Source organism: Methylorubrum rhodesianum (assembly GCF_014199985.1).
GTDB classification, from domain to species: domain Bacteria; phylum Pseudomonadota; class Alphaproteobacteria; order Rhizobiales; family Beijerinckiaceae; genus Methylobacterium; species Methylobacterium rhodesianum.
Genome location: NZ_JACHOS010000009.1, coordinates 49,703 through 70,338 on the forward strand (window position 1 = coordinate 49,703; position 20,636 = coordinate 70,338).

19 protein-coding genes and 1 tRNA gene are annotated in these 20,636 nt (G+C 67.1%); 2 read left to right on the forward strand and 18 right to left on the reverse strand.

Going from position 1 to position 20,636, the window contains the following annotated elements; genetic code table 11:
* Positions 1-10: 10 nt before the first annotated feature.
* From mce to HNR01_RS14430, 17 genes are all read right to left on the reverse strand, one after another.
* Positions 11-415, reverse strand: a complete 405-nt coding sequence (mce, locus tag HNR01_RS14350; RefSeq protein ID WP_017486707.1) for a methylmalonyl-CoA epimerase — start codon at positions 413-415, stop codon at positions 11-13.
* Between the two features lie 132 nt (positions 416-547).
* Positions 548-2,221 (reverse strand): ribonuclease J, encoded by a 1,674-nt coding sequence (locus tag HNR01_RS14355; protein ID WP_017486708.1) that lies wholly within the window; start codon positions 2,219-2,221, stop codon positions 548-550.
* A gap of 19 nt (positions 2,222-2,240) precedes the next feature.
* Positions 2,241-3,131: a biotin--[acetyl-CoA-carboxylase] ligase gene (locus tag HNR01_RS14360; RefSeq protein WP_183668210.1), complete on the reverse strand. Its 891-nt coding sequence runs from the start codon at positions 3,129-3,131 to the stop codon at positions 2,241-2,243.
* Between the two features lie 6 nt (positions 3,132-3,137).
* Positions 3,138-4,577 (reverse strand): NADH-quinone oxidoreductase subunit NuoN, encoded by a 1,440-nt coding sequence (gene nuoN, locus HNR01_RS14365; protein WP_017486710.1) that lies wholly within the window; start codon positions 4,575-4,577, stop codon positions 3,138-3,140.
* Positions 4,574-6,157 (reverse strand): NADH-quinone oxidoreductase subunit M, encoded by a 1,584-nt coding sequence (locus HNR01_RS14370; protein ID WP_183668212.1) that lies wholly within the window; start codon positions 6,155-6,157, stop codon positions 4,574-4,576. Before HNR01_RS14370 ends, nuoN begins: the two co-directional genes overlap by 4 nt.
* Positions 6,157-8,283 (reverse strand): NADH-quinone oxidoreductase subunit L, encoded by a 2,127-nt coding sequence (nuoL, locus tag HNR01_RS14375; protein WP_183668214.1) that lies wholly within the window; start codon positions 8,281-8,283, stop codon positions 6,157-6,159. Before nuoL ends, HNR01_RS14370 begins: the two co-directional genes overlap by 1 nt.
* Positions 8,284-8,345: 62 nt before the next feature.
* Positions 8,346-8,651, reverse strand: a complete 306-nt coding sequence (nuoK, locus tag HNR01_RS14380; protein ID WP_003598182.1) for an NADH-quinone oxidoreductase subunit NuoK — start codon at positions 8,649-8,651, stop codon at positions 8,346-8,348.
* A gap of 5 nt (positions 8,652-8,656) precedes the next feature.
* Positions 8,657-9,277, reverse strand: coding sequence for an NADH-quinone oxidoreductase subunit J (locus HNR01_RS14385; protein WP_017486713.1), 621 nt, complete (start codon positions 9,275-9,277; stop codon positions 8,657-8,659).
* Between the two features lie 201 nt (positions 9,278-9,478).
* Complete coding sequence (gene nuoI / locus HNR01_RS14390; protein WP_017486714.1) at positions 9,479-9,967, reverse strand: NADH-quinone oxidoreductase subunit NuoI; 489 nt, start codon at positions 9,965-9,967, stop codon at positions 9,479-9,481.
* 85 nt (positions 9,968-10,052) lie between these two features.
* A complete protein-coding gene (gene nuoH, locus HNR01_RS14395; RefSeq protein WP_183668216.1) occupies positions 10,053-11,075 on the reverse strand; it encodes an NADH-quinone oxidoreductase subunit NuoH in 1,023 nt (340 codons plus the stop codon).
* A gap of 12 nt (positions 11,076-11,087) precedes the next feature.
* Entirely contained in the window at positions 11,088-13,154 is a 2,067-nt protein-coding gene (gene nuoG / locus HNR01_RS14400; protein WP_183668219.1) for an NADH-quinone oxidoreductase subunit NuoG, read from the reverse strand.
* A gap of 34 nt (positions 13,155-13,188) precedes the next feature.
* Positions 13,189-14,490 carry an NADH-quinone oxidoreductase subunit NuoF gene (nuoF, locus tag HNR01_RS14405; protein ID WP_017486717.1) on the reverse strand — a complete coding sequence of 434 codons (1,302 nt, stop codon included), beginning with the start codon at positions 14,488-14,490 and terminating at the stop codon, positions 13,189-13,191.
* Positions 14,491-14,500: 10 nt separating this feature from the next.
* Positions 14,501-15,733 (reverse strand): NADH-quinone oxidoreductase subunit NuoE, encoded by a 1,233-nt coding sequence (gene nuoE / locus HNR01_RS14410; protein ID WP_183668221.1) that lies wholly within the window; start codon positions 15,731-15,733, stop codon positions 14,501-14,503.
* A gap of 19 nt (positions 15,734-15,752) precedes the next feature.
* Positions 15,753-16,943: an NADH-quinone oxidoreductase subunit D gene (locus tag HNR01_RS14415; protein WP_183668223.1), complete on the reverse strand. Its 1,191-nt coding sequence runs from the start codon at positions 16,941-16,943 to the stop codon at positions 15,753-15,755.
* Positions 16,944-16,954: 11 nt separating this feature from the next.
* The gene (locus tag HNR01_RS14420) at positions 16,955-17,614 is read right to left on the reverse strand and encodes an NADH-quinone oxidoreductase subunit C (protein ID WP_017486720.1); all 660 of its coding nucleotides are present in this window, start codon (positions 17,612-17,614) and stop codon (positions 16,955-16,957) included.
* 11 nt (positions 17,615-17,625) lie between these two features.
* The gene (locus HNR01_RS14425; protein WP_183668225.1) at positions 17,626-18,213 is read right to left on the reverse strand and encodes a NuoB/complex I 20 kDa subunit family protein; all 588 of its coding nucleotides are present in this window, start codon (positions 18,211-18,213) and stop codon (positions 17,626-17,628) included.
* Positions 18,214-18,265: 52 nt separating this feature from the next.
* The gene (locus HNR01_RS14430) at positions 18,266-18,631 is read right to left on the reverse strand and encodes an NADH-quinone oxidoreductase subunit A (RefSeq protein ID WP_017486722.1); all 366 of its coding nucleotides are present in this window, start codon (positions 18,629-18,631) and stop codon (positions 18,266-18,268) included.
* A 534-nt stretch (positions 18,632-19,165) separates the two neighbouring features.
* On the opposite strand from HNR01_RS14430, the gene HNR01_RS14435 reads away from it, so the two are divergent.
* Together HNR01_RS14435 and HNR01_RS14440 are read left to right on the forward strand one after the other, a co-directional pair.
* Positions 19,166-19,242: transfer RNA gene (locus tag HNR01_RS14435), tRNA-Asp, on the forward strand.
* A gap of 215 nt (positions 19,243-19,457) precedes the next feature.
* Positions 19,458-19,946, forward strand: a complete 489-nt coding sequence (locus HNR01_RS14440) for a CAP domain-containing protein (RefSeq protein WP_153875621.1) — start codon at positions 19,458-19,460, stop codon at positions 19,944-19,946.
* A gap of 40 nt (positions 19,947-19,986) precedes the next feature.
* On the opposite strand, the gene HNR01_RS14445 is transcribed toward HNR01_RS14440, so the two are convergent.
* Complete coding sequence (locus HNR01_RS14445) at positions 19,987-20,418, reverse strand: pseudoazurin (RefSeq protein WP_183668227.1); 432 nt, start codon at positions 20,416-20,418, stop codon at positions 19,987-19,989.
* Between the last annotated feature and the right edge of the window lie 218 nt (positions 20,419-20,636).

Sequence of the window (20,636 nt, forward strand, 5' to 3'; positions counted from 1 at the left end):
ACGCGGCTTCTCAGACCTGCTCCAGCTCTACCAGCGTCCCGAGGAAGTCCTTGGGATGGAGAAAGATCACCGGCTTGCCGTGGGCGCCGATCTTCGGCTCGCCGGTGCCGAGCACACGCGCGCCGGCCGCCTTCATCTGGTCACGGGCGGCGATGATGTCCTCCACCTCGTAGCAGACGTGATGGATGCCCCCGGCCGGGTTCTTGTCGACGAAGCCCTGGATGGTCGAGTTCTCGCCAAGCGGCGACATCAGCTCGACCTTGCTGTTGGGCAGTTCCACGAACACCACCGTCACGCCGTGCTCCGGCTGCGGCAGCGGCTCGGTCACCTTGGCGCCGAGCGTGTCGCGGTAGACCGCGGTCGCCGCATCGAGGTCCTTCACCGCGATGGCGACGTGATTGAGCCGTCCGATCATTCTTGTCTCCTCCCTGCCCGAACCCGATCCCGTCGCTGCGAGCGGCAGCGAAGCGATCCAGCGGCGCGCGATCTCCGGACGCGCGGAGCGCTGGATTGCTTCGGCCTCACCTCGCCACGACGGGAGAGCCTATCACACCTCCACAACCTGCACGTGGCAGGCGGGCTTCTTGCCCCAGACCTCGTTGACGGCGGAGCGCACGGCGCGATCGACCGCGATCTCCACGGCCTCCGAGTCCTTCATCTTGCCGCGCGACAGGCCGTTGATCGTCCGGTTGACCGTATCGACGACGGTGTCGAGCAGGGGCTCGCCGTCGCGGCCGCGATTGGGCAGTCCCATGATGTCCACCGCCGGCTCGCCGGCCATCTCGCCACGCTCGTCGATGGCGAGCGCCACGGAGACGATGCCGGTCTGGGCGAGCTTGCGCCGCTCGGGGATCGCCCGGTCCTTGGCGTCGATGAGGACGTTGCCGTCCTTGTAGAGCCGGCCGGCGCGGACGTGCTCGACCACCTCCGGCTTGCCCGGCGCGAGGCGCACGACCGCGCCGTTACGGGCCTTCACCACGGTCTCGACGCCCTGCGAGCGGGCGAAACGCGCGTGCTCGTCGAGATGCAGGGCCTCGCCATGGACGGGCACCACCGCCTTCGGCCGGGTCCACGAATACATCGCCACCATCTCCTCGCGGCGGGGATGGCCGGAGACGTGGACGAGTTCGGTGCGGTCGGTGATGACCTCGATGCCGTCCTCGATCAGGTCGTTGATGATGGCGCCGACGTCCCGCTCGTTGCCGGGGATGGCGCGCGAGGAGAAGATCACCCGGTCGCCGGCGGTCAGCGAGATTGCCGGATGGTCGTGGCGCGAGACCCGCGACATGGCCGCCCGCGGTTCGCCCTGCGAGCCCGTGAGCAGGCAGACGACCTTGTCGCGCGGGACGTGGGAGTAGGAATCGGCCGTGAGGAAGTCCGGCAGACCGTCGAGGTAGCCGCATTCGCGGGCGACATCGATGACCCGGTCCATGGCCCGCCCAACCGCGATGACCTGACGGCCGCAGGCCTGGGCGGCCTCCGCCACCGCACGGATGCGGGCGACGTTGGAGGCGAAAGTCGTCACCGCGACGCGGTGCGGCGCGTTCTCGATCAGCTTGCGCAGGGTCGCCGAGACCTCGGCCTCGCTCGGCGAACGGCCCTCGCGCAGCACGTTGGTCGAGTCGCAGACGAGCGCCAAGATGCCCTCGTCGCCGAGCGCGGTGAAGGCCTCCGGCGAGGTCGAGTCGCCGGCCACCGGCGTGTCGTCGAGCTTCCAGTCACCGGTATGCAGCACGAGGCCGTGCTCGGTGCGGATCGCCACCGCGTTCGACTCGGGGATCGAATGCGCCACCGGCACGAACTCGATCTCGAACGGCCCGACCGTGACGCGCCGGCCCGGCTTGATCTCGCGCAGATCGACCTTCGGCGCGCCGGGCTCGGAGAGGCGGCGGGTTTCCAGAAGCTGCTTGGCGAAACGCGTGGCGTAGACCGGAGCCTTGAGCCGCGGCCACAGCTCCGAGATCGCGCCGATATGGTCCTCGTGCGCGTGGGTGATGAAGATGCCCAGGAGATCCTTCTTGCGCTCCTCGATGAAGGTGAGGTCGGGGAACATCAGGTCGACGCCCGGCAGCCCTTCCTCGCCGGCAAAACCCATTCCGCAATCGACCATGATCCATTTGCGCTGCCGCTCCGGTCCGATCCCGTAGAGGCCCGCATTCATCCCGATCTCGCCCACGCCGCCGAGCGGCACGAAGACGAGTTCGTCCTGCCGTGTCGTCATCTTGTCCGTCTATCCAGTCTCAGGCCGCCGTCGCGGCACTTCCGAAATGCACCTCGCCCGCCGTCACGGTTCGTCGGGTTCCGTCCGGGGCGAGGATCACGAGCCGCCCCCCCTCGTCGATCGTTTCAAAGATGCCCGTCAGCGTGGCCTCGGCCATGCGAACCGAAACGGGGGCTCCTACCCCCGCCGCGCGCTCCAGCCACCGCCGCCGGATATTCGAGAATCCGCGCCCCTTGTTCCAGATCCGGACGGCTTCGACAAACCGTTCCGACAGGATTTCGAAGAGCATCGGCGCATCCGCCGCGGAAAACGACGCGAGCGCCACCGCCGGATAGGGCAAGCCTTCGGGCGCGGCCGCGACGTTCACACCGAAACCGACGACGACGGCGCGCCGCCCGCCCGGCAGCGTCTCGGCCTCGAGCAGGATGCCCGCGAGCTTCGCACCGCCCGCGAGAACGTCGTTCGGCCATTTCAGATGGATGGTATCGGAGGCGCAAGCAATGCCCTGCGGCAGCAGCGCATCTCCTCGTTCCGCTTGCGGAGTGAGGGCTTCGGCGACCTCGTCGTCGCACCCCTCACTCCGTGTGCCGGAAGAGGGGCTCAGACGACAGCAATCCCTGATCGCATCGACCAGCGCCACACCGGCCACGAACCCCAGGGTCGCGATCATCTCCGGCGCGACCCCTGCCACCGGCAGCAGCAGGCTCGCGGCGAGGTTGCCCTCCGGCGAGGTCCAGGCATTGCCGCGGCGGCCACGGCCGGCCTCCTGGCGGCGGGTCGTCACCCAGAGCGGGCCCGCCTCGCCCTCCTGGGCGAGGCGCAGCGCCTCGCTGTTGGTCGAATCGAGCCGGTCGTGGCTGTGGAGCCGGTGTCCCTCGGACCGGGCCGCTTGGCTTAAGCGGAACTGCATCCGCCTTTAGAACAGCGCCCGGGCGGCGTCGCCCGCCGCCGCGACAAGCGGGGCCGGGACGAGGAAGAACAGCACCACGACGGCGCTCGAGACGCCGAGCACGATCGCCGAGCCCGGAGCGATCCGCTCGTAGGGCGCCTTGGCCTCGTCGAAGTACATCACCTTGACGAGGCGCAGGTAGTAGAAGGCGCCGACGACGGAGGTCACGACACCGACCACGGCGAGCGTCACCAGCCCCGCCTGGATCGCGGCGGCGAAGACGTAAAACTTCGCGAAGAACCCGGCCAAAGGCGGGATGCCGGCCAGCGAGAACATCATTGCGGCGAGGCAGAAGGCCAGCCACGGATGAGTGCGCGAGAGGCCCGAGAGATCGTCGATCGTCTCGAACATCGTGTCCTTGCGGCGCAGGGACAGCAGCACCGCGAAGGCGCCGAGCGTCATGGCGAGGTAGATCACCATGTAGACGATCACACCGCGCACGCCCTCCTCCGAGCCGGCGGCGAGGCCGATCAGGGCGTAGCCGACATTGCCGATGGAGGAATAGGCCATCAGGCGCTTGATGTTGCGCTGACCGATCGCGGCGAAGGAGCCCAGCGCCATGGAGGCGATCGAGACGAACACGATGATCTGCTGCCAGACCGCCGTGACGTCGGGGAAGGCGCCGATGAAGACGCGCACCGTCATCGCCATGGCGGCGACCTTCGGCGCGGAGCCGAAGAAGGCGGTGACCGGCGTCGGCGAGCCCTCGTAGACGTCCGGCGTCCACATGTGGAACGGGACCGCCGCGAGCTTGAAGGCGACGCCGGCGGCCACGAACACGATGCCGAGCACGATGCCGAAGCTCGTCGGACCGTTGAGCGCCGTGACGATGCCGGGGAACGAGACCGTGCCGGTGAAGCCGTAGACCAGCGAGGCGCCGTAGAGCAGCATGCCGGAGGAGAGCGCACCGAGCACGAAGTACTTCAGGCCGGCTTCCGTGGACTTCACGTCGTCGCGGTGGAAGGCGGCGATGACGTAGGCGGCAAGGGACTGCAACTCCAGCCCGAGATAGAGCGAGATCAGATCGTTGGCCGAAGCCATCACCATCATGCCGATGGTGCAGAGCACGATCAGGATCGGGTACTCGAACCGGTCGATGCGCTCGCGCTGGAAATAGTCCCGCGAGAGCAGGATCGTCGCCGCCGAGCCGATCAGGATCAGCGACTTCATCACCCGCGCGAAGGGGTCGGCGATGAAGGCGCCGTTCAGCGTCGTCACGTTGCCCGTCTGCGAGACGACGAGGAAGAAGGTGAAGATCAGGAGGATCAGCGCGCCGACATTCACGCCCTCGGACGAACGCTCGCCGCGCCACGCCCCGTAGAGCACGAGCAGCAGAGCGCCGACGCTCAGGACGATCTCCGGCAGGACCGGCGTGATCGCCGGCAGGACGGACTGGATCGGGGTCATCGCGCGGCGGCCTCGACGGTTTTCTGGGACTCGGGTCCAGCCATTTTCTCGGCTGCGGCGAGCTTCGCCGCCTTGGCTGCGGCTTCCGCGGTCTGCGTGTTGGCGAGCGCCGTACGCATGTTCTGCATCAGCGCCTCGGTGGAGGGCGCGAAGGTGTCGAGCACGGGGGCCGGGTGGACGCCGTACCAGATCGTCAGCGCGACGAGCGGCGCGATGATGATCTTCTCGCGCGTGTCGAGGTCGAGGATGCCCTGGAGGTTCGGCTTGTCGAGCTTCCCGTAGATCACTCGGGCGTAGAGCCACAGGGCGTAGCCGGCCGAGAGGATGATGCCGAAGACCGAGAAGAAGGCCACCGTCGGGTTGGCGCGGAAGGCGCCCATCATCGCCAGGAACTCGCCGACGAAGCCCGACGTGCCCGGCAGGCCGACATTGGCCATGGTGAAGACCATCATCGCCGCGGCGTAGAGCGGCATCCGCTTCACGAGGCCGCCATAGGCCGCGATCTCGCGGGTGTGCATCCGGTCGTAGACGACGCCGACGCAGAGGAAGAGCGCGCCCGAGACGATGCCGTGGGAGATCATCAGGAACAACGCGCCCTGGATGCCCTGCTCGTTCAGGGTGAACAGGCCGAGCGTCACGAAGCCCATATGCGCCACCGACGAGTAGGCGATCAGCTTCTTGATGTCGGTCTGCATCATCGCGGTGAGCGAGGTGAAGATGATCGCGATCACCGACAGCGCGAAGACGAGCGGCGCGAAGGAGGCGGAGGCGTCCGGCAGCATCGGCAGCGAGATCCGGATGAAGCCGTAGCCGCCCATCTTGAGCAGGATGCCGGCCAGGATCACCGAGCCCGCCGTCGGCGCCTCGACGTGGGCGTCGGGGAGCCAGGTATGGACCGGCCACATCGGCATCTTCACCGCGAAGGAGGCGAAGAAGGCGAGCCACAGCCACCATTGCAGCCCGACGGGGAAGCGGTGCTGCAGGAGCGTCGGGATGTCGGTGGTGCCGGCCTCCCAGTACATCGCCATGATGGCGAGCAGCATCAGCACCGAGCCGAGCAGGGTGTAGAGGAAGAATTTGAAGCTGGCGTAGATGCGCCGCTTGCCGCCCCAGATTCCGATGATGAGGAACATCGGGATCAGGCCTGCCTCGAAGAACAGGTAGAACAGCACGAGGTCGAGGGCGCAGAACACGCCGATCATCGTCGTTTCCAGCACCAGGAAGGCGACGAAGTACTCCTTGACCCGGTTCTCGACGGAGAGCCACGACGCCCCGATGCAGAACGGCATCAGGAAGGTGGTCAGCAGGATCAGCGGCATCGAGAAGCCGTCGACGCCGAGCTTGAACCGGATCGTCTCGGCGAGCCAGGCATGGCTCTCGACGAGCTGGAAGGTCGGGGACGCGATGTCGTAGCGGGCCCAGGCGACCAGCGAGAGCAGGAAGGTGACGACGGTCGTGATCAGCGCGGCCCAGCGGGCGTTCCGCTTCACCGCCGCCGTCTCCTCACCCAGGGTCAGGATGAAGGCGGCGCCCGCGAGCGGAACGATCAGGAGCCCGGAGAGAATGCCGAGGCCGAGCATCAGTGGGTCCCCCCAGGCACGCCGGAGACGAGGTACCACGTGATCAGGCCGGCGACCCCGACGAGCATCACGAAGGCGTAGTGGTAGACGTAGCCGGTCTGGAGGCGGACCACGCCACGGGTGATGTCCACGACCCGGGCGGAGATGCCGTTCGGGCCGAAGCCGTCGATGATGCGGCCATCGCCCTCCTTCCAGAGGAACAGGCCGAAGTTCTTGGCCGGCCGCACGAAGATCCGGTCGTAGATCTCGTCGAAGTACCACTTGTTGAGCAGGAAGCGGTACAGGATCGGCTGCGATTCCGCGAGGCGGTGCGGTATCTCGGGCCGGCGGATATACATCCAGAAGGCCAGGAGGAAGCCGAGCACCAGCATCACGAAGGGCGAGGCGGCGACCCAGCCCGGCGCATCGTGGATCTTGTGCATGATGTCGTTGCCGGAGCCGTGCGGGAGCGCGTGGCCCCAGAACTTGTCCATGTCGTGCCCGATGAAGCGCTCCTTGAAGATCAGGCCCGCGAACAGGGCGCCAAAGGCCAGGATGCCCAGCGGGATCGTCATCACGAGCGGGCTCTCGTGCGGCGTGTGGGCGTGGTCGTCGTGGTGCTCGATAGCGCTGTGCGAGGCGGGCTCGACGTCGTGACCCTTGTCATCGTGGGCGACGCCCTCGTGATGCCCCGGCGCGCCGTCGGCCTGGTGGGACGAGGCGGCATGGGCGATCGCCGCATGGGCATGATCCTCCGCGGCATGCGCGTGATCGTCGTGACCGTGGGCGCCGTGCGCGACCCAGCGCTGCGGTCCCTCGAAGGTGAGGAAGAACAGGCGCCAGGAGTAGAACGAGGTCATCAGCGCGGCGATCACGGTGGCGAGGAACGCCAGGACGTGGCCGGGGCGGTCCGACATGTAGGCCGCCTCGATGATTGCGTCCTTGGAGTAGTAGCCGGAGGTGAAGGGGAAGCCGATCAGCGCGATCGTGCCGATCGTCATCATCGCCGTGGTGAAGGGGATGTAGCGGCGCAGGCCCCCCATGTTCCGCATGTCCTGCTCGTGGTGCATCGCGTGGATGACCGAGCCGGCGCCGAGGAACAGCAGCGCCTTGAAGAAGGCGTGGGTGAAGAGGTGGAACACGCCGGTGGCGTAGGCGCCGACGCCGAGGCCGACGAACATGTAGCCGAGCTGTGAGCAGGTCGAGTAGGCGATGACCCGCTTGATGTCGTTCTGCACGAGGCCGACGGTCGCCGCGAAGAAGGCGGTGATGCCGCCGATGACGGTGACGACGGTGAGCGCGGTCGGAGCCAGCTCGAACAGCGGCGACAGCCGCGCGACCATGAACACGCCGGCGGTCACCATGGTCGCGGCGTGGATCAGCGCCGAGACCGGAGTCGGGCCCTCCATCGCGTCGGGGAGCCAGGTGTGCAGCAGGAACTGCGCCGACTTGCCCATGGCGCCCATGAACAGCAGCAGGCAGGCGAGCGTCAGGGCGTGCCACTCGTGGCCGAGGAAGTGGAAGGTCGCGTCCTTCAGCTCTGGGGCCTTGGCAAAGATCGCGTCGAACCCGACCGAGCCGGTGAGCACGAAGACGAGGAAGATGCCGAGCGAGAAGCCGAAATCGCCGACGCGGTTGACGATGAAGGCCTTCATCGCCGCGGCGTTGGCCGAGGGCTTCTCGTACCAGAAGCCGATCAGCAGGTAGCTCGCGAGGCCGACGCCTTCCCAGCCGAAGAACATCTGCACGAGGTTGTCGGCCGTCACCAGCATCAGCATGGCGAAGGTGAACAGCGACAGGTAGGCGAAGAAGCGCGGCCGGTGCGGATCCTCGTGCATGTAGCCGATGGAGTAGAGGTGCACGAGGGTCGAGACCGAGGTCACGACGACGAGCATCACCGCGGTCAGCGTATCGACCTTGAAGGCCCAGTCTACGGTCAGGCCGCCGGCGCTGAACCATTGCGCGACGGGCACGGTCTCGGCGCGGCCATCGCCGGTGACGAGGAAGAAGGCGCCCCAGGACAGCAGGGCCGCGAAGGCAAGGCAGCCCGTGGTCACGAGCTCGCTCATCCGCGCGCCGATGAACCGGCCGAACAGGCCGGCGATCAGGGCACCGATCAGCGGAAAGAAGACGATCGCGTGATACATGGGTCGGTCGTGCCTCGCAGCAGGCGGACGAAGGGGACGGGGCTCTCTTCAGGGAGGGAGCGTCAGCCCTTCATCATGCTCACGTCCTCGACGGCGATGGAGCCGCGGTTGCGGAAGAACACCACCAGGATCGCCAGACCGATCGCGGCCTCGGCCGCGGCGACCGTCAGCACGAACAGGGCGAAGACCTGTCCGGTGATGTCGTTGAGATGGGTCGAGAAGGCGACCAGGTTGATGTTCACGGCGAGCAGGATCAGCTCGACCGACATCAGGATGACGATGACGTTCTTGCGGTTGATGAAGATGCCGAGCACGCCGAGCGTGAACAGGATCGCGGCAACCGTGAGATAGTGGCTCAGTCCGATCATGGCCCTCAGACCTCCACGCCCTGCCGCGAGGGCACCTTGATGGTATCGACCGCCATCGCCTGGGTGCGGGCGTTCTGCACGGCGATGTCCTGGCGCTTCACGCCGGTGCGCTCGCGCAGGGTCAGCACGATGGCGCCGATCATCGCCACCAGCAGGATCAGGCCGGCGATCTGGAAGGCGTAGACGTAGTCCGTGTAGAGCACGCGGCCCAGCGCCTCGGTGTTGGTGGCGGCCTCACCGTGGGCGGCGCGGCCGAGCGGCGCCTGCACCAGGCCCGGATCGATGGTCCAGGTGCCGACGACGAGCAGCAGTTCGATCAGGAAGATCGCACCGATCAAGCCGCCGATCGGCAGGTAGCGCTGGAAGCCCTGGCGGAGCGCGGCGAAGTCCACGTCGAGCATCATCACGACGAAGAGGAACAGCACCGCGACCGCGCCGACATAGACGACGACGAGGATCATCGCCAGGAACTCGGCGCCCATCATCACGAACAGCCCTGCGGCGTTCACGAAGGCGAGGATCAGGAACAACACCGACGTGACGGGGTTCCTGGCAGCGATCACCATGAAGCCCGAGGCCACGGCAAGGCTGGCGAAGAGATAGAAGAAGGCGGCGGCTGCGGTCATGCGATTTTCAGCATCGGCCGCTCGGCTGAGCGGCTCCCTTCTGCCTCGGTGGACCCTCGGCCGCAGGCGGCGACCGGTCTAGCGCGTCGCGGATGACGCGCTAGGCTCCTGTTTCCGCATCGTCTTTTCCGAAGGCCGGAAGCCACCGTTCGGGACGATGCTCTATAGATCTGGGCTGTGCGACGCACAACCGGCGGCGGACTAGCGGTAGGGCGCGTCCATCGCGATGTTGCGGGCGATCTCGCGCTCCCAGCGGTCGCCATTCGCGAGCAGCTTCTGCTTGTCGTAGAGCAGCTCCTCGCGTGTCTCGACCGAGAACTCGAAGTTCGGGCCCTCGACGATGGCATCCACCGGGCAGGCCTCCTGGCACATGCCGCAGTAGATGCACTTCACCATGTCGATGTCGTAGCGCGTGGTGCGCCGCGTGCCGTCGTTGCGGCGCGGACCGGCCTCGATGGTGATGGCCTGGGCCGGGCAGATCGCCTCGCAGAGCTTGCAGGCGATGCAGCGCTCCTCGCCGTTGGGATAGCGGCGCAGGGCGTGCTCCCCGCGGAAGCGCGGCCCGCGATGGCCCATTTCGAAGGGGTAGTTGATCGTGGCCTTGGGCTTGAGGAAGTACTTCATGGCGAGGAAGAACCCCGACACGAACTCCTTCAGCAGCAGGCTTCTGGCGACCTGATCGAGCTTCACGGCGCGATCTCCGATTCTCTGGAAGCATTTCCAAGCGAGGTGGGTACCGGCTCGCGTGGAAATGCGACCTCACAAAGGGTTGCGATCAGGCTCCCGGCGCGAGGCCGGTGAGCTTGAGGACGAAGGCGACGACGATGACCGAGATCAGCGAGAGCGGGAGGAAGACCTTCCAGCCGAGGCGCATGAGCTGGTCGTAGCGGTAGCGGGGCACCATGGCCTTCACCATGGCGATCATGAAGAACAGGAAGCTGGCTTTCAGCGTGAACCAGACGACGCCCGGCACCCAGGTGAAGGGCACGAACGGGATCGGCGAGAGCCAGCCGCCGAGAAAGAGGACCGTGCCGAGCGCGCACATGGTCATGATCGCCACGTACTCGCCGAGCATGAACAGCAGGTACGGGGTCGAGGAGTATTCGACCATGTAGCCCGCCACGAGCTCCGACTCGGCCTCCGGCAGGTCGAAGGGCGGGCGGTTGGTCTCGGCCAGCGCCGAGACGAAGAACACGCCGAACATCGGGAACAGCCAGAGCCAGTACCAGCCGAACAGGCCGAGCGCGGTGTCCTGCGCCATGACGATGCGCGAGAGGTTCAGCGAGCCGGCGCAGAGCAGCACGCAGATGATCACGAATCCGAGCGAGACCTCATAGGAGATCATCTGCGCCGCCGAGCGCAGGGCGCCGAGGAAGGCGTATTTCGAGTTCGAGGCCCAGCCGCCCATGATGACGCCGTAGACGCCGAGCGAGGAGATCGCGAAGATGTAGGTGATGCCGACGTTGATGTCGGCGATCGCCCAGCCGTCGGCGAGCGGGATCACCGCCCAGGAGGCGAGCGCCAGCATCGCGAAGACCAGCGGCGCCAGCAGGTAGATCGCCTTGTTGGCGCCCGCCGGAATCACCGGTTCCTTCAGCACGAACTTCAACAGGTCGGCGAAGGACTGGAACAGGCCCCAGGGGCCGACCACGTTCGGGCCGCGGCGCAGCTGCACCGCCGCCCAGATCTTGCGGTCGGCGAGTAGCGCGTAGGCGATGAAGACGAGGAGTGCTGCCAGCAGCACGAAACTCTTCAGCGCGATCAGGAGGACGGTGCCGAGCACTTCCCAGAAGGTCATCGCGGGCGTCCCTTATTCCGCCGCTTCGAGGGCGCGGCCCCGGGCGAGGCTGGAGCACTCGGCGAGCACCCGCGAGGCGCGGGCGATCGGGTTGGTGAGGTAGAAGTCGGCGACCGGCGAGGAGAAGGCGCCCTTCGCGCCCTCTCCCGGCAGCGCCGCGAGGATGTCGAGCGTCGCCGCCGCGTCGGACGCCTCGACCTGGCCGACCGCCGCGAGATGCGGGTGCGCGGCATACATCGCCTTCCGCAGGGCGGCGAGGGAGTCGTAGGGCAGGCGCTTGCCGAGCACGTCGGAGAGGGCGCGCAGGATCGCCCAATCCTCGCGGGCATCGCCCGGCGGGAAGCCGGCACGGTTGGCCATCTGCACGCGACCCTCGAGGTTGACGTAGGTCGCGCTCTTCTCGGTGTAGGCCGCGCCCGGCAGAATCACGTCGGCCCGGCTCGCGCCGGCATCGCCGTGGGTGCCCTGGTAGATCACGAAGGCACCCGGCGCGATCACCCGCTCGTCGGCACCGAGGTTGAACACGACGTCCAGCGCGCCCGGCTCCAGCATTTGCGAGAAGCTCAAAGCCCCCTCCCCCGGCACGAAGCCGAGATCGAGGGCGCCGACGCGGGCGGCGGCCGTGTGGAGCACGCCGAAACCGCGCCAGCTGTCGGTCACGGCACCGACATCCTTCGCCAGGGCTGCGGCGGCAGCGAGCGCACCGAGCCCGCCTTCGCCGACGAGGACGAGCGGGCGCTCGGCCTTTTTCAGAACGTCGAGGAAGCTGTGCTCACCCTTGGCGATGGAGGTGAGGGTGTCGCTGCCGGCGCCGAGATAGGTGTAGGGGTAGGTGAGGTCCGGCTGCTCGTCGAGGATCAGGCCGATCGAGACCGGAGCCATGCGCCAGCGCTTGCGGATGCGCACGTTGAGCAGCGAGGCCTCGGTGCGTGGGTTCGCGCCGACGATGAGGATCGCGTCCGCCTGCTCGATGCCGGGGATGGTCGGCGCAAAGGTGTAGGCGGTCCGTCCCCAGGCCGGATCGATCGCCTCGCCGGTCTGGCGCGCATCGAGATTCGTGACGCCGAGCGAGCCCATGAGCTGCTTGAGGGCGAAGATCTCTTCCGCGCCCGCGAGGTCGCCGACCAGCGCGCCGACCCGCTTCGGATCGGCCCCCTTCAGCCTCGCGGCGATCGCGGAAAACGCCTCGCCCCAGGAGGCCGGGCGCAGACGCCCGTTCTCGCGCAGGAAGGGGCGGTCGAGGCGCTGCAGGCGCAGACCGTCGACGACGTGGCGGGTCTTGTCGGAGATCCACTCCTCGTTGATCTCCTCGCTGATGCGCGGCTCGATCTGCATCACCTCGCGACCGCGGGCATCGATGCGGATCGCCGAGCCCACCGCATCCATCACGTCGACGGACTCGGTCTTGTGCAGCTCCCACGGGCGCACGTTGTAGCTCTGCGGCAGGTGGACCAGCGCGCCGACGGGGCAGAGGTCGGCGACGTTGCCCTGAAGCTCCGAGCCCATCGCCTGCTCAAGGTAGCTCGTGATCTCCATGTCCTCGCCACGGCCGATGGCGCCGAGATCCGGCACGCCGGCGACTTCCGCGAGGAAGCGGACGCAGCGGGTGCAGTGGATGCAGCGGTTCATCGCCGTGCGCACCAGCGGGCCGATATACTTCTCTTCGACCGCGCGCTTGTTCTCGCTGTAGCGGGTCGAGTCGACGCCGTAGGCCATCGCCTGATCCTGCAGGTCGCAATGGCCGCCCTGGTCGCAGATCGGGCAATCGAGCGGGTGGTTGATGAGGAGGAACTCCATCACCCCCTCGCGCGCCTTCTTGGTGGTGCCCGAGCGCGTCAGCACCTCCGGCGGCTCACCGTTGGGGCCGGGGCGGCAATCCTTCACCGCGTAGGCGCAGGAGGCGACCGGCTTCGGGGCGCCCTTCAGCTCCACCAGGCACATGCGGCAATTGCCGGCGATCGACAGCCGCTCGTGGAAGCAGAAGCGCGGGATCTCCGCGCCCGCGATCTCGCAGGCCTGAAGCAGGGTGTAGTCGGCCGGGACATCGACCTCGGTGCCGTCGATGAGAATTTTGGTCATCGGGTCATCTCGAAGGTGAGCATCGGGGCGGCGCTCACTCCGCCGCCATCGGCACCGCATCCATGTGCGGGTTGGCGCTGTACTGGTCGATCCGCTTCTCGATCTCGGGCCGGAAATGCCGGATCAGTCCCTGGATCGGCCACGCGGCGGCGTCGCCCAGCGCGCAGATCGTGTGGCCTTCGACCTGCTTGGTCACTTCCAGAAGCATGTCGATCTCGCGCTTCTGCGCTCGGCCGGCGGCCATGCGGGTCAGCACGCGCCACATCCAGCCGGTGCCCTCGCGGCAGGGCGTGCACTGGCCGCAGCTCTCATGCTTGTAGAAGTACGAGATGCGGGCGATCGCGCCGACGATGTCGGTCGACTTGTCGAGCACGATCACCGCCGCGGTGCCGAGGCCCGAACCGAGGTTGCGCAGGGTGTCGAAGTCCATCTTCGCGTCGATGATCTGCTCGGCCGGCACCAGCGGCACCGAGGAGCCACCGGGGATGGAGCAGAGCAGATTGTCCCAGCCGCCGCGCATGCCGCCGCAATGCCGGTCGATCAGTTCGCGGAAGGTGATGCCGAGCTCTTCCTCGACGTTGCAGGGCTTGTTGACGTGACCCGACACGCAGAACAGCTTCGTGCCGGTGTTGTTCTTGCCGCCGAGCCCGGCGAACCACGCGCCGCCGCGGCGCAGGATCGTGCCGGCCACCGCGATCGATTCGACGTTGTTCACCGTCGTCGGGCAGCCGTAGAGGCCCATATTGGCCGGGAACGGCGGCTTGAGTCGCGGCATCCCCTTCTTGCCCTCGAGGCTCTCGATCAGCGCTGTCTCCTCGCCGCAGATGTAGGCCCCGGCGCCGTGGTGGACGTAGATGTCGAAGGGATAGTCGTGGACGTTGGAGGGGCCGACGAGACGCGCCTCGTAGGCTTCGTCCACCGCGCGCTGGAGCGCGAACTTTTCGGCGACGTACTCGCCGCGGATGTAGATGTAGCAGGCATGCGCGCCCATGGCGAAGCAGGCCAGCATGCAGCCCTCGATCAGGAGGTGCGGATCATGCCGCATGATCTCCCGGTCCTTGCAGGTGCCCGGCTCCGATTCGTCGGCGTTGACGACGAGGTAATGCGGGCGCCCGTCGGACTTCTTGGGCATGAACGACCATTTCAGGCCGGTGGGGAAGCCGGCGCCGCCGCGGCCGCGCAGGCCCGAACCCTTCATCTCGTCGATGATCCAGTCCCGGCCCATTTCGAGCAGGAACTTGGTGCCGTCCCAGGCGCCGCGCTTCTTGGCGGCGTCGAGCCCCGGCGAATGCTGGCCGTAGAGATTGGTGAAGATGCGATCCTGATCGGAGAGCATGATCCGCTCCTCAACCCTTGCTGCCGGCGAGGTCGGATGCCTGTCCGACCCAGTTCTCCCGGTCGATCCGGCCGGGGAAGGCGAGATAGGCGCCGATCCAGGCGACCTCCTGCGGCGACCACGCGGCGATCTGGTCATAATGCCAGATCCCGAGATCGTTCAGGCGGCGCTGGTTGACCGGGCCGATGCCCTTGATCTTGGTCAGATCGTCGGGACGGTCGTCGCGCGGGGCGTCGAGGCCCTTGGGCCGGGTGCCGGCCGCGTCGGCGCGGGCCTCCGGATTCTCGCTCTCGGGCACGTCGTCCCCGGCGCCGATGGTCGCCGGGTGCTGCGGCGGCTCGGTGCGCAGGAGCTTATCCTCGGCGACGGCCGGATCCCGGGCCGGCGGCGCCTTCGCGTCACGCGCCTGTGCCCGATCCTCCGGCTTCACCGGCGTCTCACCGGCACTCGCCCGCTCGGCGGGCCCGTCGACGGCGTTCGACTCGTTGGCGCGTCCGGCCTGCGGGCGGGCCGGCTTGGTCTCGTCCTTGACGCGGGCCTCGGTCGAGGCGGCCTCGTCCTTCTTGACGCCTTCCTCTCCGGTACCGTCCGTCTGCTCGAAGCGCTTGCGCCACGCTCCGATGCGGGAGCCGTCGAACAGGCTCTCGTCGGTCAGGGTGTTGATCGCGTCCTTGGGTTCGGAGGAGATCCGGCCGATCTGCGAGCCGACCTTCACGGGGCGGCCGGCGGCGAGGTCGTCCATGAGCTTGTTCAGGCTCTCAGGGTTGAGATCCTCGTAGTAGTCCTGGTTGATCTGCACCATCGGCGCGTTGCAGCAGGCGCCGAGGCACTCGACTTCGAGCCAGGAGAAGTTGCCGTCCGCCGAGACGTGGCCGGAGGGGCCGAGGCGGTCATGCAGGGCGGCCTTGAGCTCCTTCGCCCCGCAGCAATCGCAGGGGACGGTGCCGCAGACCTGAATCCAGAAGCGTCCGACCGGCTCCAGGGCGAACATCGTGTAGAAGGTCGCGACCTCGAGTACGCGGATATGCGGCATGCCGAGCTGGTCGGCGACCGCCTCGATCGCGGCTCGAGGCAGCCAACCGCCATTCTGTTCCTGCGCCTTCCATAGGAGCGGAATCACGGCCGAGGCCTGACGGCCCTCCGGATATTTCGCGATCTGCCCGCGGGCCCAGTCGGCGTTCTCGGGGGTGAACGCGAAGCTCTGGGGCTGCTCGGCGGCGGGGGCTAGCCTGCGGTTCGCCATGACGTTTCGACCCGTCTCCTCAGCGGTCCACTTCGCCGAACACGATGTCGAGCGTGCCGAGCACGCAGGACACGTCGGCGAGCAGGTGGCCGCGGCACATCCAATCCATCGCCTGAAGGTGGGCGAAGCCCGGAGCGCGGATCTTGCAGCGGTAGGGTTTGTTGGTGCCGTCCGAGACGAGGTAGACGCCGAACTCGCCCTTGGGAGCCTCGACCGCGGCGTAGACCTCGCCCTCGGGCACGTGGAAGCCCTCGGTATAGAGCTTGAAGTGGTGGATGAGCGCTTCCATCGAGCGCTTCATCTCCCGGCGCGGCGGCGGCGCGAACTTGCCGTCAATCGAGGCGATCGGCCCCTGCCCGGCGGGCTCGCGCAGCTTGGCGCAGCACTGCCTCATGATCTTCACGGATTCCCGCATCTCTTCCATGCGGATCACCTGGCGATCGTAGGTGTCGCCGTTCTTCCCCACGGGGATGTCGAATTCCATCTCCTCGTAGGCTTCGTAGGGCTGCGACTTGCGCAGGTCCCACGGGATGCCCGAGCCGCGCACCATCACGCCCGAGAACCCCCAGGCCATCGCTTCGTCCACCGAGACGATGCCGATGTCGACATTGCGCTGCTTGAAGATGCGGTTGGCCATGACGAGGTTGTCGAGGTCGTCGACCACCTGCAGGAACGGATCGCAGAACGCCTCGATGTCGTCGATCAGCGCGGGCGGCAGGTCCTGGTGGACGCCGCCGGGACGGAAGTAATTGGCGTGGAGCCGAGCACCCGAGGCGCGCTCGTAGAAGATCATCAGCTTCTCGCGCTCCTCGAAGCCCCACAGGGGCGGCGTCAGCGCACCGACGTCCATCGCCTGGGTGGTGACGTTGAGGAGGTGGGAGAGCAGCCGCCCGATCTCGCAGAACAGGGTGCGGATGAGCTGGGCCCGGCGCGGCACCTCGATGCCCGCGAGCCGCTCGATCGCGAGGCAGAAAGCGTGCTCCTGGTTCATCGGCGACACGTAGTCGAGCCGGTCGAAATAGGGCGTCGCCTGGAGGTAGGTCTTGTGCTCGATCAGCTTCTCGGTGCCGCGGTGAAGCAGACCGATATGCGGATCGACCCGCTCGACCACCTCGCCGTCGAGTTCGAGCACGAGGCGCAGCACGCCGTGCGCCGCCGGGTGCTGCGGCCCGAAATTGATCGAGAAGTTGCGGATGTTGTGCTCAGACATGACCGCAGCCCTCAGCTCGACTTCTTCTCGTCGCCCGGCAGCACGTAATCCGTGCCCTCCCACGGCGACAGGAAGTCGAAGTTGCGGAATTCCTGGGTGAGCTTGACCGGCTCGTAGACGACGCGCGCCTCGTCCTGGTCGTAGCGGACCTCGACGAACCCGGTCAGCGGGAAGTCCTTGCGCAGGGGATGCCCCTCGAAACCGTAATCGGTGAGCAGCCGGCGCAGGTCGGGATGGCCCGAGAACAGGATGCCGTAGAGATCGTAGGTCTCGCGCTCGAACCAGTTCGCCGCCGGGAAGACCGGAATGGCGGACGGCACCGGCGTCGCGGCGTCGGTCTGCACCTTCACGCGCACCCGCATGTTATGGCGCAAGCTGAGCAGGTGGTAGACCACGTCGAAGCGGCGGGCCCGCTGCGGGTAGTCGGCGCCGCAGATGTCGATGAAGCAGCGGAAGGCGCAGGCCGGATCGTCGCGCAGGTAGGTCAGCGCGTAGACGATGTCGCTGCCCTGGACGATCAGCGTCAGCTCGCCGTAGGCGATGCTCCAATCGGTGACCGCGGGGCCGAGCGCCCCGGCGATGCGCTCGCCCATGGCCCGCAGGGCGTCCTCGCCCTGGGCCGCCGCGACGGTGCGGCGGAGCGTGATGCCGTTGGTGGTGATGGCCTCCATCGCGCCCTCCCTCACCGCTCGATCGTGCCGGTGCGACGGATTTTCCGCTGCAGCAGAAGCACGCCGTAGAGCAGCGCCTCGGCGCTCGGCGGGCAGCCCGGGACGTAGATGTCGACCGGCACCACCCGGTCGCAGCCGCGCACCACCGAGTAGGAGTAGTGATAGTAACCGCCGCCATTGGCGCAGGAGCCCATGGAGATGACGTAGCGCGGCTCCGGCATCTGGTCGTAGACCTTGCGCAGGGCCGGGGCCATCTTGTTGGTGAGCGTGCCGGCGACGATCATCACGTCGGATTGCCGCGGCGACCCGCGCGGGGCGAAGCCGAAGCGCTCACAATCGTAGCGCGGCATCGACATCTGCATCATCTCGACGGCGCAGCAGGCGAGACCGAAGGTCATCCACATCAGCGAGCCGGTGCGGGCCCAGTTGATGAGCTCGTCCGCGCTGGTCACGAGGAAGCCGCGGTCGGCCAACTCGCTGTTGATCGACAGGAAGGTCGGATCGTTCGCACCGACCGGGCGGCCGGTCGCGGGATCGAGGATCCCTTTCGGGGCCGGCGCGATGTCGGGCGCGCGGGAAAAGGTCGGAGTCAGGGCCATCTCTGCCTCTGAGCGAGTGCGGGCGGGAAACGACGCGGGGAAGGCTGCGCCGCTAGTCCCATTCGAGGGCGCCCTTGCGCCACTCGTAGACGAAGCCGACGGCGAGGACGCCGAGGAAGGCCATCATCGACCAGAAGCCGAACCAGCCGAGTTCCCCGAAGGTGATCGCCCAGGGAAACAGGAAGGCGACCTCAAGGTCGAAGATGATGAACAGGATCGCCACGAGGTAGAAGCGCACGTCGAACTTCATGCGCGCGTCATCGAACGCGTTGAAACCACACTCGTAGGCGGAGAGTTTCTCGGGATCGGGGCTCGAATAGGCCACGATGAAGGGTGCGATCAGCAGCGCCACCGCGATGAACAGCGACACGCCGATGAAGATGATGAGCGGCAGATAATCTGCCAGCAGGCCGGTCATGTCGCACCTCTCATATGGTTGCGCGTGAGGATCATGAGCGACGGCCCTCGCGACGGTTTCCGGCGTGCGGAATCCCTCGGATGGAATTCCTCCAATGCCAGACTGAGCGCGGGCGAGGCTTAGACGAGCCCCCCCGGCGAAACAAGGGCATTGCGCGTCGCACAATCACCTCTTTCGCTGACAGATGGGACCATCCATGCATCCGGCCACGGGACGGATCGGCGCAGCGCCTGCCACGCTTGAGCGTTGCCGTTTCATCCCCACCCCTTGTCGGCCTCCCTTTGCTTGGTATTTGGCATACCAGGTAGGGCGGCCACAAGGGCGTCACGGCCGCGGCTCAGCCATTTCGAACGAGCCGCTTCGGAAACGTGGCGCCCCGTCACGGCAACGATGATGCTGGATTACCCGACGCGCCTCTGCCCGCGCTTCACCGAACCGTCGCAAACCGCGATTCAGCGGCTTGACAGCCCAAGGCGCCCCCCCTAAACCCCGCCTCGTCGCCGACACGAGCCCAGCCGGCCGGCGACGCAGAACGCGGGCGTAGCTCAGTCGGTTAGAGTGCCGGCCTGTCACGCCGGAGGTCGCGGGTTCGAGCCCCGTCGCCCGCGCCATGTTCCCAGCCTCGAGCGGGAATTCTCCCAAACCTAGCACAGCAGCAGCGAGTCAGTCTCCAGTCGAGCTTCGACGTCGATCGGCTCGCGGGAATCGGCTGCGTGGCCGCGGCGCCACAGCCCCCTACTTCATCCGGCATCACGCTTGAACTGCCGCGGTTTCGCCGCACGGGCCGCGGAAGCGGGCGCCTCCCATGGCAGCCCATCTCCCGCCGATGCCGAACCTGCGCCTTTCCGCCGTCGCGATCCTCGTCGCCCTCACACTCGCCGGCTGCGGCGGATCTCCCGTGCTCGATGCCGGGATGCCGACGCTGCCCGTGATCCTCGATGAGCAGGCGGCGGCCGCGGCGATCTCCCGCTATCGGGCGCAGCACGGGCTCGGCCCGGTTTCACTCGATCGTAGCTTGATCACCGCAGCCTCGTTTCAGGCGCAGGCCAATGCGCGGGCCGGGCGGCTCAGCCACGAGATTGCCGGCAGCTTCGACAGCCGCATGGCAAGCGCCGGTTTCGGCAAGCGCTACGCCTCCGAGAACCTGAGCGCGGGCTCGGACACCTTCGAGCAGGTGCTCGCGCGCTGGAAGGCGTCGCCCGAGCACAATCGCAACATGCTGATGCCGCAGCTGCGCCGGGTCGGCATCGCCCGGGTCGATGCACCGGCGACCCGCTACAAGCGCTTCTGGGCCCTCGTGATGGCAGGCGATTGAGCGGGTCGGGCCCGGGCCTCGACGGCCCGGGCCGCCGGCGTCACTGGACCTGGGCGAGCAGCGGCTCCATGCGCTTCTGCGTCAGCTTGTTGTGCTGTGCGCTTTTGGCGGCCTCGAGGTTGTCGCGCTTGTCGCCGACCACGACGAGGGCGACCATGCCCATCATGTAGTGCGGCGAGCACTTGAAGCCGCAGACGCCCTCGCGCTCGAACGTGACGACGGCCTCCTGTCCCACGACCGACTTCACGTAGTCCGCGCCATCGGGCGCCATGCCCTTGATGGTCTCGACGTTGTGTCCCTTGTCGGTGGGCACGAACTTGATGCGGTCCCCGGGCTTCAGCCGCACGAAGGCAGGGTCGAACACCATCATCCCGTCCGGTCCGCTATTCAGCATCTTGACGGAAACCTCGTCGGCCAGCGCCGGCAGCCCGCCGGCGAGAGTGGCTGCGGGAACCAGAACCTTGAAGATCATTGCTCGTTTCCTCATAATAATTCTCGATCTAATCGACATTTTGGTCGATATATGCGCGATATCGACTCTCTGTCGATCGATCAAATCGATAATTTATTGCAAATTCGAATAACTACACTTCGATGTACGAGGAAAAGGCCCGCCGCCCAGTGATGGACCGAGCGGCCCTTTCAAAGCCGCGCGGCTGCGTGTAAACGCGGGGCTTGACGATCATCCCA

Bases quoted from the DNA above. Each gene is read 5' to 3' on its own strand.
- mce (WP_017486707.1), bottom strand. From the start codon at position 415: ATGATCGGACGGCTCAATCACGTCGCCATCGCGGTGAAGGACCTCGAT.
- HNR01_RS14355 (WP_017486708.1), bottom strand. From the start codon at position 2,221: ATGACGACACGGCAGGACGAACTCGTCTTCGTGCCGCTCGGCGGCGTG.
- HNR01_RS14360 (WP_183668210.1), bottom strand. From the start codon at position 3,131: ATGCAGTTCCGCTTAAGCCAAGCGGCCCGGTCCGAGGGACACCGGCTC.
- nuoN (WP_017486710.1), bottom strand. From the start codon at position 4,577: ATGACCCCGATCCAGTCCGTCCTGCCGGCGATCACGCCGGTCCTGCCG.
- HNR01_RS14370 (WP_183668212.1), bottom strand. From the start codon at position 6,157: ATGCTCGGCCTCGGCATTCTCTCCGGGCTCCTGATCGTTCCGCTCGCG.
- nuoL (WP_183668214.1), bottom strand. From the start codon at position 8,283: ATGTATCACGCGATCGTCTTCTTTCCGCTGATCGGTGCCCTGATCGCC.
- nuoK (WP_003598182.1), bottom strand. From the start codon at position 8,651: ATGATCGGACTGAGCCACTATCTCACGGTTGCCGCGATCCTGTTCACG.
- HNR01_RS14385 (WP_017486713.1), bottom strand. From the start codon at position 9,277: ATGACCGCAGCCGCCGCCTTCTTCTATCTCTTCGCCAGCCTTGCCGTG.
- nuoH (WP_183668216.1), bottom strand. From the start codon at position 11,075: ATGACCTTCTGGGAAGTGCTCGGCACCGTCCTCCTGATCGCGCTGAAG.
- nuoG (WP_183668219.1), bottom strand. From the start codon at position 13,154: ATGACCAAAATTCTCATCGACGGCACCGAGGTCGATGTCCCGGCCGAC.
- nuoF (WP_017486717.1), bottom strand. From the start codon at position 14,490: ATGCTCTCCGATCAGGATCGCATCTTCACCAATCTCTACGGCCAGCAT.
- nuoE (WP_183668221.1), bottom strand. From the start codon at position 15,733: ATGGCGAACCGCAGGCTAGCCCCCGCCGCCGAGCAGCCCCAGAGCTTC.
- HNR01_RS14415 (WP_183668223.1), bottom strand. From the start codon at position 16,943: ATGTCTGAGCACAACATCCGCAACTTCTCGATCAATTTCGGGCCGCAG.
- HNR01_RS14420 (WP_017486720.1), bottom strand. From the start codon at position 17,614: ATGGAGGCCATCACCACCAACGGCATCACGCTCCGCCGCACCGTCGCG.
- HNR01_RS14425 (WP_183668225.1), bottom strand. From the start codon at position 18,213: ATGGCCCTGACTCCGACCTTTTCCCGCGCGCCCGACATCGCGCCGGCC.
- HNR01_RS14430 (WP_017486722.1), bottom strand. From the start codon at position 18,631: ATGACCGGCCTGCTGGCAGATTATCTGCCGCTCATCATCTTCATCGGC.
- HNR01_RS14440 (WP_153875621.1), top strand. From the start codon at position 19,458: ATGCCGAACCTGCGCCTTTCCGCCGTCGCGATCCTCGTCGCCCTCACA.
- HNR01_RS14445 (WP_183668227.1), bottom strand. From the start codon at position 20,418: ATGATCTTCAAGGTTCTGGTTCCCGCAGCCACTCTCGCCGGCGGGCTG.